The organism is Streptococcus rupicaprae (assembly GCF_040545225.1).
GTDB lineage: Bacteria > Bacillota > Bacilli > Lactobacillales > Streptococcaceae > Streptococcus > Streptococcus rupicaprae.
Map to the genome: position 1 here is coordinate 39,174 of NZ_JBEPLO010000013.1, position 15,157 is coordinate 54,330.

The 15,157-nt window shown below is 44.8% G+C and carries 12 protein-coding genes and 1 tRNA gene; 11 read left to right on the plus strand and 2 right to left on the minus strand.

What is annotated here, in order from left to right:
- Positions 1–10: 10 nt before the first annotated feature.
- From pbp2a to nusG, 4 genes are all read left to right on the plus strand, one after another.
- On the plus strand, positions 11–2,248 hold the full coding sequence (pbp2a, locus tag ABID29_RS06790; RefSeq protein WP_354365340.1) for a penicillin-binding protein PBP2A: 2,238 nt from the start codon (positions 11–13) through the stop codon (positions 2,246–2,248).
- A gap of 52 nt (positions 2,249–2,300) precedes the next feature.
- Positions 2,301–2,453, plus strand: a complete 153-nt coding sequence (rpmG, locus tag ABID29_RS06795; RefSeq protein ID WP_168549822.1) for a 50S ribosomal protein L33 — start codon at positions 2,301–2,303, stop codon at positions 2,451–2,453.
- Between the two features lie 8 nt (positions 2,454–2,461).
- The gene (gene secE / locus ABID29_RS06800; protein ID WP_354365341.1) at positions 2,462–2,638 is read left to right on the plus strand and encodes a preprotein translocase subunit SecE; all 177 of its coding nucleotides are present in this window, start codon (positions 2,462–2,464) and stop codon (positions 2,636–2,638) included.
- A gap of 82 nt (positions 2,639–2,720) precedes the next feature.
- Positions 2,721–3,257, plus strand: a complete 537-nt coding sequence (gene nusG / locus ABID29_RS06805) for a transcription termination/antitermination protein NusG (protein WP_168549820.1) — start codon at positions 2,721–2,723, stop codon at positions 3,255–3,257.
- A 60-nt stretch (positions 3,258–3,317) separates the two neighbouring features.
- Here nusG and ABID29_RS06810 read toward each other — a convergent pair whose 3' ends face one another.
- Together ABID29_RS06810 and ABID29_RS06815 are read right to left on the minus strand one after the other, a co-directional pair.
- Entirely contained in the window at positions 3,318–4,277 is a 960-nt protein-coding gene (locus tag ABID29_RS06810; RefSeq protein WP_354365342.1) for a S66 family peptidase, read from the minus strand.
- Positions 4,278–4,494: 217 nt separating this feature from the next.
- A tRNA-Cys gene (locus ABID29_RS06815) sits at positions 4,495–4,565 on the minus strand.
- Between the two features lie 267 nt (positions 4,566–4,832).
- Between ABID29_RS06815 and ABID29_RS06820 the strand changes: the two genes are divergently transcribed.
- The 7 genes from ABID29_RS06820 to ABID29_RS06850 all read left to right on the plus strand — a co-directional run bounded on the left by ABID29_RS06820 (position 4,833) and on the right by ABID29_RS06850 (position 15,139).
- A complete protein-coding gene (locus ABID29_RS06820; RefSeq protein ID WP_168549818.1) occupies positions 4,833–5,105 on the plus strand; it encodes a YiaA/YiaB family inner membrane protein in 273 nt (90 codons plus the stop codon).
- A gap of 1,724 nt (positions 5,106–6,829) precedes the next feature.
- A complete protein-coding gene (gene rpsB, locus ABID29_RS06825; RefSeq protein WP_354365344.1) occupies positions 6,830–7,612 on the plus strand; it encodes a 30S ribosomal protein S2 in 783 nt (260 codons plus the stop codon).
- Between the two features lie 69 nt (positions 7,613–7,681).
- On the plus strand, positions 7,682–8,722 hold the full coding sequence (gene tsf, locus ABID29_RS06830) for a translation elongation factor Ts (protein WP_354365347.1): 1,041 nt from the start codon (positions 7,682–7,684) through the stop codon (positions 8,720–8,722).
- Positions 8,723–8,940: 218 nt separating this feature from the next.
- Entirely contained in the window at positions 8,941–10,398 is a 1,458-nt protein-coding gene (locus ABID29_RS06835; RefSeq protein ID WP_354365348.1) for an FAD/NAD(P)-binding protein, read from the plus strand.
- A 216-nt stretch (positions 10,399–10,614) separates the two neighbouring features.
- Positions 10,615–11,709, plus strand: coding sequence for a glycerol dehydrogenase (locus ABID29_RS06840; protein ID WP_354365349.1), 1,095 nt, complete (start codon positions 10,615–10,617; stop codon positions 11,707–11,709).
- A gap of 539 nt (positions 11,710–12,248) precedes the next feature.
- Positions 12,249–12,704, plus strand: coding sequence for a CtsR family transcriptional regulator (locus ABID29_RS06845; protein ID WP_354365351.1), 456 nt, complete (start codon positions 12,249–12,251; stop codon positions 12,702–12,704).
- Between the two features lie 2 nt (positions 12,705–12,706).
- Positions 12,707–15,139 (plus strand): ATP-dependent Clp protease ATP-binding subunit, encoded by a 2,433-nt coding sequence (locus ABID29_RS06850; RefSeq protein ID WP_354365353.1) that lies wholly within the window; start codon positions 12,707–12,709, stop codon positions 15,137–15,139.
- Positions 15,140–15,157 lie beyond the last annotated feature (18 nt).

Consider the following 15,157-nt stretch of genomic DNA (forward strand, 5'->3'; position numbering starts at 1 on the left):
GAGAGTTTCCATGACAGAAAAGAAGAAATTTGACCATGTTTTAAAGAAATATTTTATGGAAGAAGAAGTTGAAAATCAGGAAGCAACTGAAAATGACTTGGCGCAAGATGATAGCCCTAAGCAGGAGGAGTCTTCCCGCCTCAGCAGGGCAGGAAAAAAGGCCCAATCCACCAAGAAAAAAGGGCAATCTCCCTTCAAGAGGTTTTGGCGTCGCTACCATTTAACTAAGATTTTGCTGATTTTGATGGCAACTGTTGGGGTGACGCTGGGAGGTTGGCTTTTCTTCCTCGCTAAGACGGCCAATGTCGAAGACCTCCAGGCAGCCCTTCAAGCGACAACCATTATTTATGACAAGGATTCCGTGGAAGCGGGCAGTCTGTCTGGCCAGAAAGGGACCTATGTCGAATTGGACGCTATTTCGGATTATATGGAGCAGGCAGTGATCGCCACAGAGGACAGGACCTTCTACCAGAATTCGGGCATCAACTTCTCCCGTTTTGCACTAGCCATTTTAACCTTCGGCAAGTCTGGGGGTGGCTCGACCATCACCCAGCAGCTGGCTAAGAACGCCTACTTGACTCAGGAACAGACCGTGACCCGTAAGGCCAAGGAATTCTTTCTAGCCTTGGAATTGACTAAGAAGTACAGCAAAGACGAAATTCTAGCCATGTACCTCAACAACGCCTACTTTGGAAGCGGGGTCTGGGGCGTAGAAGACGCCAGTCTCAAATACTTTGGAGTGTCAGCCAGCCAGTTAAGCCTGTCCCAAGCGGCGACCTTGGCCGGTATGCTCAAGGGGCCTGAGATTTATAACCCTTATTATTCTCTCCAGAATGCCATCAACCGCCGGGACACGGTCATCCAGGTCATGGTTGATGCAGGCTACATTGACCAAGCGACCGCTGATGAGTCCGCTGCGGTCGATATGTCTAGCCAGTTGCAGGATGACTATACCGGCCGTAGCAGCAAGTACGTTTACCCGTCCTACTTTGATGCGGTTATCAATGAAGCAATTTCCCGCTACGGGCTCAAAGAGAGTGACATCGTGAACAGCGGCTATCGGATTTACACTGCCCTTGACCAAAATTACCAGGCCAATATGCAGGCTGTTTATAACGAAGATAGTCTCTTTCCGGTTGCCTATAGCGATGGGGAAATGGCCCAGTCCGCTTCGGTGGCGCTAGATCCCAAGACAGGTGCGGTGAGGGCATTAGTTGGTCGAGTCAATTCCAGTGAAAACTTTGTTTACCGAAGCTTCAACTACGCCACCCAGTCTGAACGCAGTCCAGGTTCTACGATCAAGCCTCTAGTGGTCTACACACCAGCTATCGCTGCAGGTTGGTCGCCGGAAAAAGAGTTGGACAATACCACCACCACCTATGGGGATTATACTTTGGACAACTATGCTGGTTCAAGGACGGAGACAGGAACAGCGCCCATGTACCAAGCCCTGGCCCAGTCGCTAAACCTCCCTGCTGTAGCGACCCTCAACCAATTGGGGATCGATAAGGCTTTCACCTACGGGAAAAAATTTGGGCTTAAGATGGACAAGGTACCTCAAGCCTTGGGGGTTGCTTTAGGCGGTGGCGTTGTCACCAATCCACTTGAGATGGCCCAGGCCTATTCCGCCTTTGCCAACCAAGGCGTCATGCACGATGCTCACTTGATCCTTCGGATTGAAACGGCTAATGGCAGGGTCCTGAAAAACCACCAGTCGACCAAGACCAAGGTCATGGACAGCAGTGTCGCTCAAAAAATGACCAGCATGATGCTGGGAACCTTCTCAAATGGTACGGGTGTTTACGCAGCACCTTATAACTATATTATGGCTGGTAAGACAGGAACGACAGAGACGAGTTTTGACCCCAATGTGGCCAGTGACCAATGGGTGATTGGTTACACGCCAGATGTGGTGATTAGCTCTTGGCTGGGCTTTTCAAAAACAGATGAAACCCACTACCTCGAAGGTTCCTCGTCAAACCAAGCGTCAGCTATTTTCCAAACGGTGGCTAACAGCATCCTTCCTTATACGGCAGGGACGAGCTTTACGGCGGAAAACACCTATGCAGAAAACGGCATAGCGCCAGTAAATAGTCCTGAGCAAGAAGACACAGCTGGTCAAATCTTAGAGACCATTCGAGACCATGCCCAAAACCTGATGGAACAAGCTAAGCAGGCTATTGAAGACGCCAACATTCCTGAAAAAGCTCAAAATCTTTGGGAAACTGTTGTGAGTTTGTTCCAATAACTTGTCAAATCGGCTTTTAAATGCTATAATAGCAAAGATATGGAGGCTTGAAATGGCATTAAAAAAAGGAAGTCTAGCCTGTACAACCTGTGGTTCGAGAAATTATTCCATCAAACTCAGCAGTAACCCCAAGCCTGTACGTCTAGAAGTTAATAAATTTTGTAAACATTGTGGTGGTTATACTTCCCACAAGGAAACGAGATAGGAGAAGATATGAAATTCATTAGTGATACCCTTCAAATCTTGGCCGATACGACTTGGCCAGATAGACAGCAACGATGGTCAGACTTCTTGTCTGTTTTAGAGTACACCGCCTTTTTCGTGGCAGTTATCTACCTCTACGACCTATTCATTTCGCGTGGTGTTCTGAGCTTGATAAATTTATTCTAAAAATGTTGGCAAGCTTTAGTTTTATGATATAATAGATACAAATAAAGGAGCCATTAGGCTCTTTTTTGAAAGGAAAAATCAGATGGATAGTTTTGATAAAGGCTGGTTTGTTTTGCAAACCTACTCAGGCTATGAGAATAAGGTCAAGGAAAACCTCTTGCAAAGGGCACAGACCTACAACATGTTAGAAAACATCTTGCGCGTGGAAATCCCAACCCAGACCGTTCAGGTTGAGAAAAAAGGACAGATGAAGGAAGTCGAAGAAAATCGCTTCCCTGGTTATGTGCTAGTTGAGATGGTCATGACCGATGAGGCTTGGTTTGTGGTGCGTAACACACCGAACGTTACAGGGTTTGTTGGCTCTCACGGGAACCGTTCCAAACCAACACCACTTTTGGAAGAAGAGATTCGTGCGATTTTGGCTTCTATGGGACAAAGCGTTCAAGAATTTGCTATTGATGTCCGTGTGGGAGACACAGTGCGGATCATTGATGGAGCTTTTTCTGGCTACGAAGGTAAGGTTTCCGAAATTGACAACAACAAGGTTAAGATGATTATTTCCATGTTTGGTAACGATACGGTCGCAGAAGTGAATATGAGTCAAATCGCAGAGCTATAAAAGCTGCTCAGATTATTATAAAAAAGGGGTCGCCTGACGTTTTGTCAGACTGCCCCTTTTTTAGGTTTCTTCTGTCAGGTGGATGGATAGGGTGCGGGTATCGATCCTACATTGTCCACCGATGGTTACGGTAAAGAGAGGCTGGGTGTGGGCAAAGTCCAGGTCATAGAGGACTGGAATGGTTTTAAGGACAGGGTGCTTGTCCAGCATGGCCAGCAAGAGCTCTTCTGTCATCTCCGTTTCCTTAGGAAACCGGCCGAGAAGGACAGCCTGAGGATTTGGATAGGCTTGGAGAAGGGCAGTTAGGTGACGCCCGATAATCATATAAGGATCTCCCTCGCACTCTTCCAAGAATAAAACATACTTGTCTGTTCGGGGTGCAAACTCTGTCCCCGTCAGCAGGTTCAAGGTTGAGATGTTGCCACCGATGGCGATGCCTTGAGCCTGACCATGGTTGTAGACCTTCCATTCTGTCGGGAAGAAAGTCCGTGGCAGGCTGGGATCATACCAGGCATCGCTGGACCATTCTGGACTTGGCACCAGGTCATAGCTGTCCTGGGTCAGAGCGGTCAACCAAGATTGGGTTTGGTAGGCCTGCCCTTCCACCATCTTAAAACTAGAGTAGCTGGGACCCATGTAGGTCACAAGCCCTGTCTTGGCATAGATGGCGTTGATCAGGGCAGTCGTGTCCGAATAACCGCAGAAGATTTTGGGGTTCTGGGCAATCAGGTCATAGTCCAGATAGGGCAAGAGTTCGTTGCAATTGAAGCCACCGATGGTGGTCAGGATGGCATCGACAGACTTGTCTGCAAAGGCCTCATGCAAGTCAGCCACCCGGCTAGCAATGCTGGCCGAGTAAAACATGTCATTCTCAAAGTAATTGCTGGAGAAGGATACTATAAAACCCAGTTTTTCCAGGGCTTCCTTGGCAGACAGATTAGCCTCAAAACCACCCAAGCGCTCAATAGAACTAGATGGGCTGACGATGCGGATGTGGCTACCCGTTTGAAGTTTTTGCATAGAGACACCTCCCAAAATTTTACCCAGTATAGCAGAAAATGGCCTTTGATTCAAGTTAAAGCCGGCTTCTGAGAGAAAATTGGGAACTTGATGTTTAGTAGGAGGGGCTGTCCACCGTTTGCCCACCAACTTCTCCATACTTAACTGAGCAAAACATCAAAAAGCCCCATTTCAGGGGCTTTTTTCTTTGTAAAAGCAAGAAAGATTCTTATCTTTAAGGCGGTAGACGGATTTGAACCGACGATCAAGCTTTTGCAGAGCCGTGCCTTACCACTTGGCTATACCGCCGTAACAGATAACATTCTACCGTAAAAAGGGCCTCTTGTCAAGAAAAATTGTGAGGAATCCGTGGAAGAAGAGAAATCGTTTTACTTGAGAGAGATGTTTTCTGAAAGCCAATTTCAAAACCAAGTAATCAGCTCAAAATTATAGCGCTAATAGACTGGACTAATGTTTAGGGATGTCACATTAGAGGGATAGGTGATTGTTTACAAGGATAGAAATTATGCTATAATGAATATATTCAGAACCAATAAGTTTTAGGAGGGAATTCTGATGAACAAAGTTAAACGCAAATTTTATCGTAACACCCCAGCATTTACCATGATGGCTTGGTCGTCATTCTTGCTTTTCGTAGGCATGATGTTGATTGGCTTGTACACTCTGAAGGAGCCATTGATGGTTAAGGGCTACTACCTCATGGCTTCCATTGGATTGATTTCATCGTCTTTTACTGTGGCAAAAGTTGTGCGTGACAACCAAGAAGATGAGGATGATTTCAACAATTGGAAAGAAGAAGTTAGCACGCAAAACACAACTCAAGATTAGGGGCAAAGGTAGAGGAAACTCTACTTTTCCTTCTTTTAAAGTCATGCCAAACGCATGAAAAGAAAATGCATGTAGCTAGAAAAAGGTTACATGCATTTTCTTCATGTGTGCGACGTTTTCGTTAACCCATTACAGCTGGCAAAGACCCCCAAATTCGTAAACTTAATTATAGATTTTAACTAAATGGTCTGAAAGTGTGGCTTGTAGTGCTAACTAACCCAGTATAGTCTGAGTTATGATATGCGTTTATAACATCCTTAATTAACGTATAGTTTGAATTGTGATATTGAACGATCTCTAAGTATAACTCTGTTTTACCGAAAGTTGTATATAGTGTGTGTGCAGCACCCGCTACAAAGCCAATAGCCTCTCCTTGCCACCCTGGAATCAGGGCTAATACAGCACTAAGGCCAATTCCGGCGATTGCATCGTAGTAAGACTGTCTAGTTCTAAAAACGTTAAATTTTGTCCATCTTTCTGCAAAAGGCATTGCATACTCAACTGAATGTACTTCCTCTTCATTTGAAGTAACAGATATTCTTTCAATGATTCATAAACCATCGATCCAAACTCCAGAAGAATCAACTAAGAAATTATGTCCCCTTCCAAAATTGTCATATATCACACCTGATGTCTTGGAAGAATTATCATAACGTATCACGTTCGATAAGCCTGTCGATTTCTCTTCTATGGTAATTTGTAACCCCTCTTCAGCATCAGATAAGAATTGAACATTATTATCAGAATAACTAATTGTATTAGCATATAACGTCTGGACTGGAAAACTCAGTGTGCTTAATATAAATAATATAGTAGTTAGAAGATAGGTAACTTTTTTATTTTTTTCTCCTTTTTTTAGATGTCCGATAAATGCCTACTAATAACAAAAAGATATAGAAAATCTCAACCAAGTAATATATGGGTTTATCCTTACCAAAAATGAGATATAGATTTAAAAAAGTCGCAAATAAGAACAGAATAATAATAAAAGCTCTAGGCTTATTTCGTTTCACATAACTCCTCCTCTCAATTTATAAAATAATTTGGATTTAACCTTAAACCTCATTTAGTTTTCATAATTTTAAATGCGACATACCTAATGATTAGAAAATTATAGTTTTTAATGAGCTTTACCTAGATCTAGCCCTTTTGAATCTTCATTTGATTGAACAATAATTTCAAATGAATCACCTTGTTTCAAATCGTAAATATTTATAAAACCAACTGTAATAGATAACATCATCACGAATCATAAATATTTAGCAAGAACTTTTTAAATAGAGCAAAAGCGCTTACTTATATATTTTTATTATACCTAAAAATTATTGCTTTGTCAATAAAAATTATGATTACAGTGCCCAGGGCAAATGCATGAAGAAAAGACGATTTCAGAAAGTGATTTCTTAGATAAGTAGTCCACTTTTTAGATGAAAGTTGGGGTGTAGTTTCTGTGGGATGAGCAGAATGGTGCAGATTATCGGAATGTTTTCAAGATTTTTTTGAAAAATGCATGTAGCTAGAAAATGCTTGCATGCATTTTCTTCATGTGTGCGACGTATTTTAAAGATAAAATCCCTTGCCAAACCACTCTTTTTTTGATATACTCAATAAGTTGTGAAAACAACAAATACTCATCTGAGATGAATCGTGATGCTGTTGCCCGTGTGGTGGCATTGCGAGTTGAGATCTCGGAGAGGTAGAAAAAACAAAAAGGAGAAATACTCATGGCAGTTATTTCAATGAAACAATTACTTGAGGCTGGTGTACACTTTGGTCACCAAACGCGTCGCTGGAACCCTAAGATGGCTAAGTACATCTTTACTGAACGTAACGGTATCCACGTGATCGATCTTCAACAAACCGTAAAATTGGCTGACCAAGCTTACGACTTTGTGCGTGATGCAGCAGCTAACGATGCCATCGTTTTGTTCGTAGGTACTAAGAAACAAGCTTCTGAAGCAATCAAAGAAGAAGCTGAGCGTTCAGGTCAATACTACATCAACCACCGTTGGTTGGGTGGTACCCTTACTAACTGGGACACTATCCAAAAACGTATCCGTCGCTTCAAAGAAATCAAAGAGATGGAAGCAAACGGCACTTTTGAAGTATTGCCTAAGAAAGAAGTTGCTTTGCTCAACAAGCAATTGGCTCGTCTTGAGAAATTCTTGGGTGGTATCGAAGATATGCCTCGTATTCCAGATGTGATGTACGTGGTTGACCCACACAAAGAGCAAATCGCTGTTAAAGAAGCTAAAAAATTGGGTATCCCAGTAGTTGCTATGGTTGATACCAACACTGATCCAGACGATATCGATGTGATCATTCCATCAAACGATGATGCTATCCGTGCGGTGAAATTAATCACTGCTAAGATGGCTGATGCTATTATCGAAGGTCGTCAAGGTGAAGACAGCGTTGTAGCGGTAGAAGCAGAATTGGCTGAATCAGCTGGTGAAGCAGAATCTATCGAAGAAATCGTTGAAGTGGTTGAAGGCGACAACGCATAATTTGTATTGTTAAAAAACGTAAGGGGCGGGCCCAGCCCTCCCCCTTTTTATAAAAATGGAGGACTAATAATGGCAGAAATTACTGCAGCTTTGGTAAAAGAATTGCGTGAAAAATCTGGTGCTGGCGTTATGGACGCTAAAAAAGCCTTGGTTGAAACTGATGGTGACATCGACAAAGCGATTGAGCTGTTGCGTGAAAAAGGGATGGCTAAGGCAGCTAAGAAAGCTGACCGTGTTGCTGCAGAAGGTTTGACAGGTGTTTATGTTGATGGCAACTTCGCAGCTGTTGTTGAAGTCAACTCTGAAACAGACTTTGTAGCTAAAAACGATCAATTCGTTAGCTTGGTTAAAGAAGCGGCAGAAGTGATTGCTAAAGGCCGTCCGGCGACTGATGCAGAAGCTCTTGCTTTGACAACTGCCTCTGGTGAATCTTTGGAAGCGGCTTTTGTATCAGCAACCGCAACTATTGGTGAAAAGATTTCCTTCCGTCGTTTTGCTTTGATTGAAAAGACGGATGACCAAGTCTTCGGTGCTTACCAACATAATGGTGGCCGTATCGGTGTTATCTCAGTAATCGAAGGTGGCGACGAAGCGCTTGCTAAGCAAGTATCTATGCATATCGCTGCTATGAAACCAACTGTTTTGTCTTACACTGAATTAGATCCGCAATTTGTTAAGGATGAATTGGCTCAATTGAACCACAAGATCGAACAAGACAATGAAAGCCGTGCTATGGTTGATAAACCAGCTCTTCCACTCTTGAAGTATGGTTCAAAAGCGCAGTTGACAGAGGATGTTTTGGCACAAGCAGAGGAAGACATCAAGGCTGAATTGGCAGCAGAAGGCAAACCAGAACAAATCTGGGGCAAAATTTTGCCTGGTAAATTAGATCGTTTCTTGCTTGACAACACCCAAGTTGACCAAGCCTACACCCTTCTTGCTCAAGTTTACATCATGGATGACAGCAAGACTGTTGAAGCTTACCTTGATAGCGTAGGTGCTAAAGTGGTTGACTTCAAACGTTTTGAAGTGGGTGACGGTATCGAAAAAGGGTCAAACGATTTTGAAGCAGAAGTAGCTGCAACCATGGCTGCTGCTCTTGGTAAATAATAGCTCTAGAATCATTGTTACCCTAAATAAGACAATTATTAAAAAGAATCTGATTCCTATTAAACTAAAAGAGGAGTCAGGTTCTTTTTCTTTGTTAGAGATAGAGGTTAGACCAATAGTCAAGAGTCACTAAAACATGACGGAGGCAGAAAATGAGCCTATTCTTTTGCGGACAGATAAGGTAGATTATGATAAGATAACTTGAGGGGGATACGGTAATGAGAAGAACAATTGGGATTATTGGAATGGGGGTTAGTGGCTTTGCGGTTTTATTAGCCCTGTCCCGTTTGGAAAAAGCAAGGTTAAAAAATCTGAGCATTATTTGTTTTGATGACCAGCTGCATTTTGGTAGGGGCATTCCCTTTCAAGAAGATATAGATTTGGCCTTGATCAATTCACCTGTTGATGATATTTCCTTTGACTATCGGGATATGTCGGACTTTGTGGCCTGGATGACAGACAATGGTTATGAGACATATCAGGACTATGTCAGTCGCTCGCTCTATGGGCAATATATGTCTGAAAGAGGGCAAGACTTGATCGACCAGCTGGGAGTAGAGCTTGTGCTAAGCCGAGTGGATGGGCTAACCTATCTGCAAGGGACGCAGCAATGGCAGGTGACGGTTGATGGGCAGGTTTATGAAGTAATCTTTGATGAGCTGCATCTGGCTTGTGGTGATCTACCGCCGATTGATCCCTATCAACTGGAGGGAAACTCAAACTATATAGGAGACCCCTACCCTCTTAAGGATCTTGGACAGGACCTAGGGGCAGCTAAGGAGGTTGCGCTTATTGGTACTGGTCTTGCGGCGGTGGATGTCTTGAAATGGTTGCTGAGCCAGCCTGAGACAACTGTGATGGCTTTTTCTCGGTCCAATTATTTTCCAACGGTTCGGATCTTGGCTGGTAAGCCTCTTCATTGGGAGGTTATGACAGATGCCAAGTTGGACCAATTATGCCAGGAAGCTCACTTTTCGTTCGAGACTTTCGAGGCCCTCTTGTTAGGGGAATTACAGGCGCTTGGATTTGAGGATTGGGCTAAGGTCTGTGAGACTTACTTAGGTCCAGGAATAGATGGTCTTGATTTGGCGAAAAAATACCCTGAAGAGCTTTATCAATTGCAACAATTGGCGTCTCGTGTGGCCGATTGGTTGACCGACCTCTGGCCTCTGATGACCAGATCAGATCGGAAAAAGTACCAGGATACCTATGAAAAAGAGATAATTAACCTGCGCAATCCCATGCCTGAAATTTCTGCTGAGGCTATTTTGGAGGCTAGTCGGAGTGGTCGATTGGGTCTTTTGGATCAGGTGACGGATGTTTCAGAGACAGAGCATGGTTTTAAGATTCAGGCAGAAACTGGAAAGGTCTACCATGCAGCCCATCTTATCAATGCGACAGGTTATCACCTCAAATCAAGTAACCAAGATAGGGCTACGGCTTTGCTGAGGGATTTACTTGATCAGCGGCTGATACAAATTGACGAGCAGGGAGGACTCAGCGTTCTAGCTGAAACCGCTCAGGTCATCTCGCCACGCTTTGGCCTTTTACCAACCCTTTTTGCGTATGGGGAATTGGTCAATGGGGTCATTTACCAGAATAACTCCACCATCAAAATCCAAAAAATCGCCGAGCGGGCAATCTGCTCTTCTCAGGGATCGAAAATCGACTGTTGAAGTTCATAGAATAAGGAATGATAAAGGCTTAGAAAAATGTTTTCTTGGCCTTTTTGCTGATTGCTTTTTCAGAGCATTGTTAAAAGTTGAACAAACCTTAAAGAAATTGTATAATAAAAATGCAGTGACCGTTAATTGAAAAGAAGGGAGGTCAGTTAGCGAATCGACGGCTCAGAAAATAAGAGACATATCTCTTGATAAAAATGAGGTGAAGAAATGAAAGTTTTTGCAAGTCCATCACGCTATATACAGGGAAAGAAGGTGCTATTTTCAAGTGCAGAGCATCTGACTAACTTAGGCAAACAGCCGCTCTTGCTATGCGATGATACCGTCTATCAAATAGTAGGAGAAGGTTGGATTACTTACCTAGAAGCAGAAGGTTTTAAAGTGACTCGAGTGGCCTTTAACGGAGAAGCTTCTGACAATGAGGTCAACCGTGTGGTTGCCATCGGAAAGGAAAGTCAGTCTGATTTTGTTATCGGTTTAGGGGGAGGAAAAACCATCGATAGTGCCAAGGCGATTGCGGACCTCCTTCAGGTACCAGTTGTCATTGCTCCGACGATTGCTTCAACGGACGCACCGACTTCCGCACTGTCTGTTATTTACACCGATCAAGGGGCTTTTGAAAAATATATTTTCTACTCTAAAAATCCAGAATTAGTCCTGGTGGATACCCAAGTGATCTGCCAGGCGCCACCGCGTTTACTGGCTTCTGGGATTGCGGATGCCTTGGCTACTTGGGTCGAAGCACGTGCAGTGATTCAAAAGAATGGCACCACCATGGCAGGTGGTCACCAGACGATTGCTGGGATTGCGATTGCCCAAGTTTGTGAGCAGACCTTGTTTGCGGATGGTTTACAGGCTATGGCCAGCTGTCAGGCGCAGGTTGTCACCCTTGCATTTGAGAATATTGTCGAAGCCAATACCTTGTTGAGTGGTATCGGTTTTGAGAGTGCCGGTCTTGCGGCTGCCCATGCGATTCACAATGGTTTTACAGCCTTGGAAGGCGACATCCACCATCTGACGCATGGGGAAAAGGTTGCTTATGGGACCCTGACCCAATTGTTCCTCGAAAATCGTCCTAAGGAAGAGTTAGACAAATATATTCACTTCTACCAGGCCTTAAATCTTCCGACACGGTTGGCAGAGTTGCATTTGGCGGATGCGGACTACGAGACCCTCCTCAAAGTCGGCAAGCAAGCCACAATTGAAGGGGAAACCATTCATCAAATGCCGTTTGAAATTACAGCGGACGATGTGGCAGCTGCGCTTTTAGCAGTAGACCGCTATGTGGAATCCTTGGATAACTAGTTGTTGTGAGGTTGGGACAAAAGTCCTAGCCTCTCAATTATTTTTTGAATAGTCATTCGAGACGCAGTGGTTGAGTGGGCTCTAATTCGCTAATTTCATCAGCTTTTACTGCCCTACTCAACTGTGCGGAGGTGGGAGTAAAACGGTCTGGGAAGAGACCGTTTTAGCCCGAACCCTAAAAATTAGGGAGGTGAGGGGAAATCGAATTCTGACGAATTACCGATTTTTGTCCTCCACACTCCCTCTGGTGGGGAGATGTCTTCACGACTAAATATATATTCAAAGAAAATCAATCTAGCCGAGGAAATGAAGTTGATGATAGAACTGGAGTTCATCGAAGTAAGTTGACAACGGCAATCTTTGATTTTCAAAGAGTATTACTCTGTTTTTGTGTGTATCCTGTCTTTTTTAGTGAGAAGGACATTCGGTTTTCAGGCTTAGAACGAAAACAGCCTTCTTAAGTCTTAGCGCCTTTTTCCTTTTCAAAAGGTCATATTTTCGGTATAATAATAGTCAAAGATAGTCAGAGGAGGTAACCTATGGAGCCGAAAAACACGACGGACAGTATCGAAGCCTACATCAAGGGACTGTTAGCCAAGGCTGGTTTTGTTGAGCTTAAACGCAGTGAAATTGCAGCTTCCTTTCAGGTGGTGCCGAGTCAGATTAATTATGTGATCAAAACCCGATTCACGCAGAGTCGTGGCTATGTTGTGGAGAGCAAGCGTGGTGGCGGAGGCTATATCCGGATTGATAAGATTGATTTTTCAGACCATCATCATCGCCTAGAGGGCCTCAGGTTAAGCCTTGGGGAACAATTGAGCCAACAGGTGTTTACGGATATTATGCAAATGCTCTATGAGCAAGGCTTGATGACCGAGCGGGAAGGCAATTTGCTTTTGGCGATTAATACAGACGAAGTCCTCGGTGAGAATGCGCCTGTGATTCGAGCGCGGGCACTGAGAAAGATTATACGACAACTAGATAGGAAAGAGTGAGTATGAAGTTATCACACGGTATGAGAGTGGCTTGGGAAGACGGTCAAATTCTAGCCCAGCGTTACGGTTGCCAGGCGGTTGAATCCTGGCATGTTTTGTTGAGTTTTATCGGAAATCTGGAGTCGGTTGCTGGCGCCAGTTTGATGGATTTTGACTTTGATTTTGACGACTATGATCGTGCCATCTACAAAATCACTGAAAAAGAGATGTTAGAAGAGGTCGCAGACTTTGATGTCCTCCCTCATTCCAAACGCTTGAAAGCCTTGACGGCCTTTGCAGAGTCCATTGCCCAAAGCCTTAAGGCCAAGGAGTTGGGAACGGAACACCTGCTTTTGGCCATTATTCTAGATGGTTCTTCTGTGGCCAGCCGTGTACTAGAGGAAGTTGGTTTTACGGCTGGTCAAGTAGAGAACGAGCCTTCTTTGGTGGACCTGCGTAAGAATTTGGAGCAAAAAGCTGGAATTGGCAAGGCACAGATCAAGGCCATCCGTGCCATGATGAAGGGCCAGGCCAGCAGCAGACATCAGGCTCCGAATATGATGGGCATGCCTAGCACGCCGAGCGGGGGTCTGGAAGACTACACCAAGGACTTGACAGAAGCAGCAAGGCAGGGGCTCTTGGAACCTGTTGTTGGCCGGGACGAAGAAATCTCTCGAATGATTCAGGTGTTGAGTCGAAAAACCAAGAACAATCCTGTACTGGTCGGTGCTGCTGGGGTTGGAAAAACGGCTCTGGCCCTTGGGCTTGCTCAGCGGATTGCTAAAGGAGAGGTTCCTGAGAGCTTGGCTAAGATGCGAGTGATGGAATTAGAACTGATGGCAGTGCTTGCTGGAACCCGCTTCAGGGGTGATTTTGAGGAGCGGATGAATAATATCATCGAGGATATTGAAGAGGACGGTCAGGTCATTCTGTTTGTGGATGAGTTACACACCATCATGGGCAGTGGCAGTGGCATTGACAGTACCATGGATGCGGCCAATATCCTAAAGCCAGCCCTATCGCGCGGAACCCTGCATATGATTGGCGCGACCACCCAAGAAGAATTTCAGAAACACATTGAGAAGGATTCAGCCCTATCTCGGCGGTTTGCCAAAATTGTCGTAGATGCTCCTTCTGAGGCAGATGCCAAGTCTATTCTATTAGGGTTACGACCGGCCTACGAAGCCCACCACAGGGTTTCAATCACGGATCAAGCCGTCGAAGTTGCGGTCCGCTATGCCAAACGCTACTTGACTAGCAAAAATCTGCCAGATTCAGCCATAGACCTCTTGGACGAGGCGGCAGCAACTGCTCAGAACCGCGCTGGATTTGCCGGTATTCGGCCTGAATTGAACGCCCTGGACCAGGCCTTGATGGCTGGGAAATGGTCAGTCGCCTCAAAGCTTTTAGCTGAAGATGATAAGCGCTCAGCTGTCGAAATTGGTCCAGAAGACATTCTAGAAACACTGAGTCGTTTATCCGGTATTCCGTTGACCAAGTTGACTAAGACGGAGGCCAAGCGCTATATTAACCTTGAGTCGGAATTGCACAAGCGCGTTATCGGTCAGGATTCGGCTATCTCAGCAGTCAGCCGTGCCATCCGTCGGAATCAATCTGGTATCCGTCAAACCAAGCGCCCAATCGGTTCCTTCATGTTCTTGGGGCCGACCGGAGTCGGTAAGACGGAGCTGGCCAAGGCCTTGGCAGAGTTGCTTTTTGATAATGAAGAAGCCTTGATTCGGTTTGACATGAGCGAGTATATGGAAAAATTTGCCTCCAGTCGCCTTAACGGCGCGCCTCCAGGCTATGTCGGCTATGAAGAGGGTGGGGAGTTGACGGAAAAAGTACGTCACAAACCTTACTCGGTCCTTCTCTTTGATGAGGTTGAAAAGGCCCATCCGGATACCTTTAACATCCTGCTTCAGGTCCTGGATGATGGGCAGCTGACAGATAGTCGGGGACGCAAGGTAGATTTTTCAAATACGCTGATTATCATGACATCCAATCTTGGGGCGACAGCGCTTCGGGATGATAAGACAGTAGGATTTGGAGCCAAGGATATTAATTTTGACCATGAGAACATGGAAAAACGTATTTTCGAGGAGCTGAAAAAACACTATCGGCCAGAATTTATCAACCGAATTGATGAGAAAATCGTCTTCCATAGTTTAAGCCAAGATCACATGCAAGAAGTGGTCAAGGTCATGATACGGCCCTTGCTGGCTAGTCTTGAAGAAAAGGGCATTGAGACAAAGGTTCAGCCGTCTGCCCTAAAGTTGCTGGCTAAGTTAGGCTATGATCCAGAGATGGGGGCAAGGCCTCTGCGCCGTGCTATTCAGACCCACTTGGAAGATCCGTTGGCAGAAAAACTTTTGGCTGGTCAATTACCGAGTGGCAGTCTCTTGAAAATTGGGGTGAAAAATGACAAACTCCAGTTGAGCGCTTCCAGTGATTAGTCCCTAAGACAGACGATA

Coding starts and splice junctions, on each gene's coding strand:
- pbp2a (WP_354365340.1), top strand. CDS start 11: ATGACAGAAAAGAAGAAATTTGACCATGTTTTAAAGAAATATTTTATG.
- rpmG (WP_168549822.1), top strand. CDS start 2,301: ATGGCATTAAAAAAAGGAAGTCTAGCCTGTACAACCTGTGGTTCGAGA.
- secE (WP_354365341.1), top strand. CDS start 2,462: ATGAAATTCATTAGTGATACCCTTCAAATCTTGGCCGATACGACTTGG.
- nusG (WP_168549820.1), top strand. CDS start 2,721: ATGGATAGTTTTGATAAAGGCTGGTTTGTTTTGCAAACCTACTCAGGC.
- ABID29_RS06810 (WP_354365342.1), bottom strand. CDS start 4,277: ATGCAAAAACTTCAAACGGGTAGCCACATCCGCATCGTCAGCCCATCT.
- ABID29_RS06820 (WP_168549818.1), top strand. CDS start 4,833: ATGAACAAAGTTAAACGCAAATTTTATCGTAACACCCCAGCATTTACC.
- rpsB (WP_354365344.1), top strand. CDS start 6,830: ATGGCAGTTATTTCAATGAAACAATTACTTGAGGCTGGTGTACACTTT.
- tsf (WP_354365347.1), top strand. CDS start 7,682: ATGGCAGAAATTACTGCAGCTTTGGTAAAAGAATTGCGTGAAAAATCT.
- ABID29_RS06835 (WP_354365348.1), top strand. CDS start 8,941: ATGAGAAGAACAATTGGGATTATTGGAATGGGGGTTAGTGGCTTTGCG.
- ABID29_RS06840 (WP_354365349.1), top strand. CDS start 10,615: ATGAAAGTTTTTGCAAGTCCATCACGCTATATACAGGGAAAGAAGGTG.
- ABID29_RS06845 (WP_354365351.1), top strand. CDS start 12,249: ATGGAGCCGAAAAACACGACGGACAGTATCGAAGCCTACATCAAGGGA.
- ABID29_RS06850 (WP_354365353.1), top strand. CDS start 12,707: ATGAAGTTATCACACGGTATGAGAGTGGCTTGGGAAGACGGTCAAATT.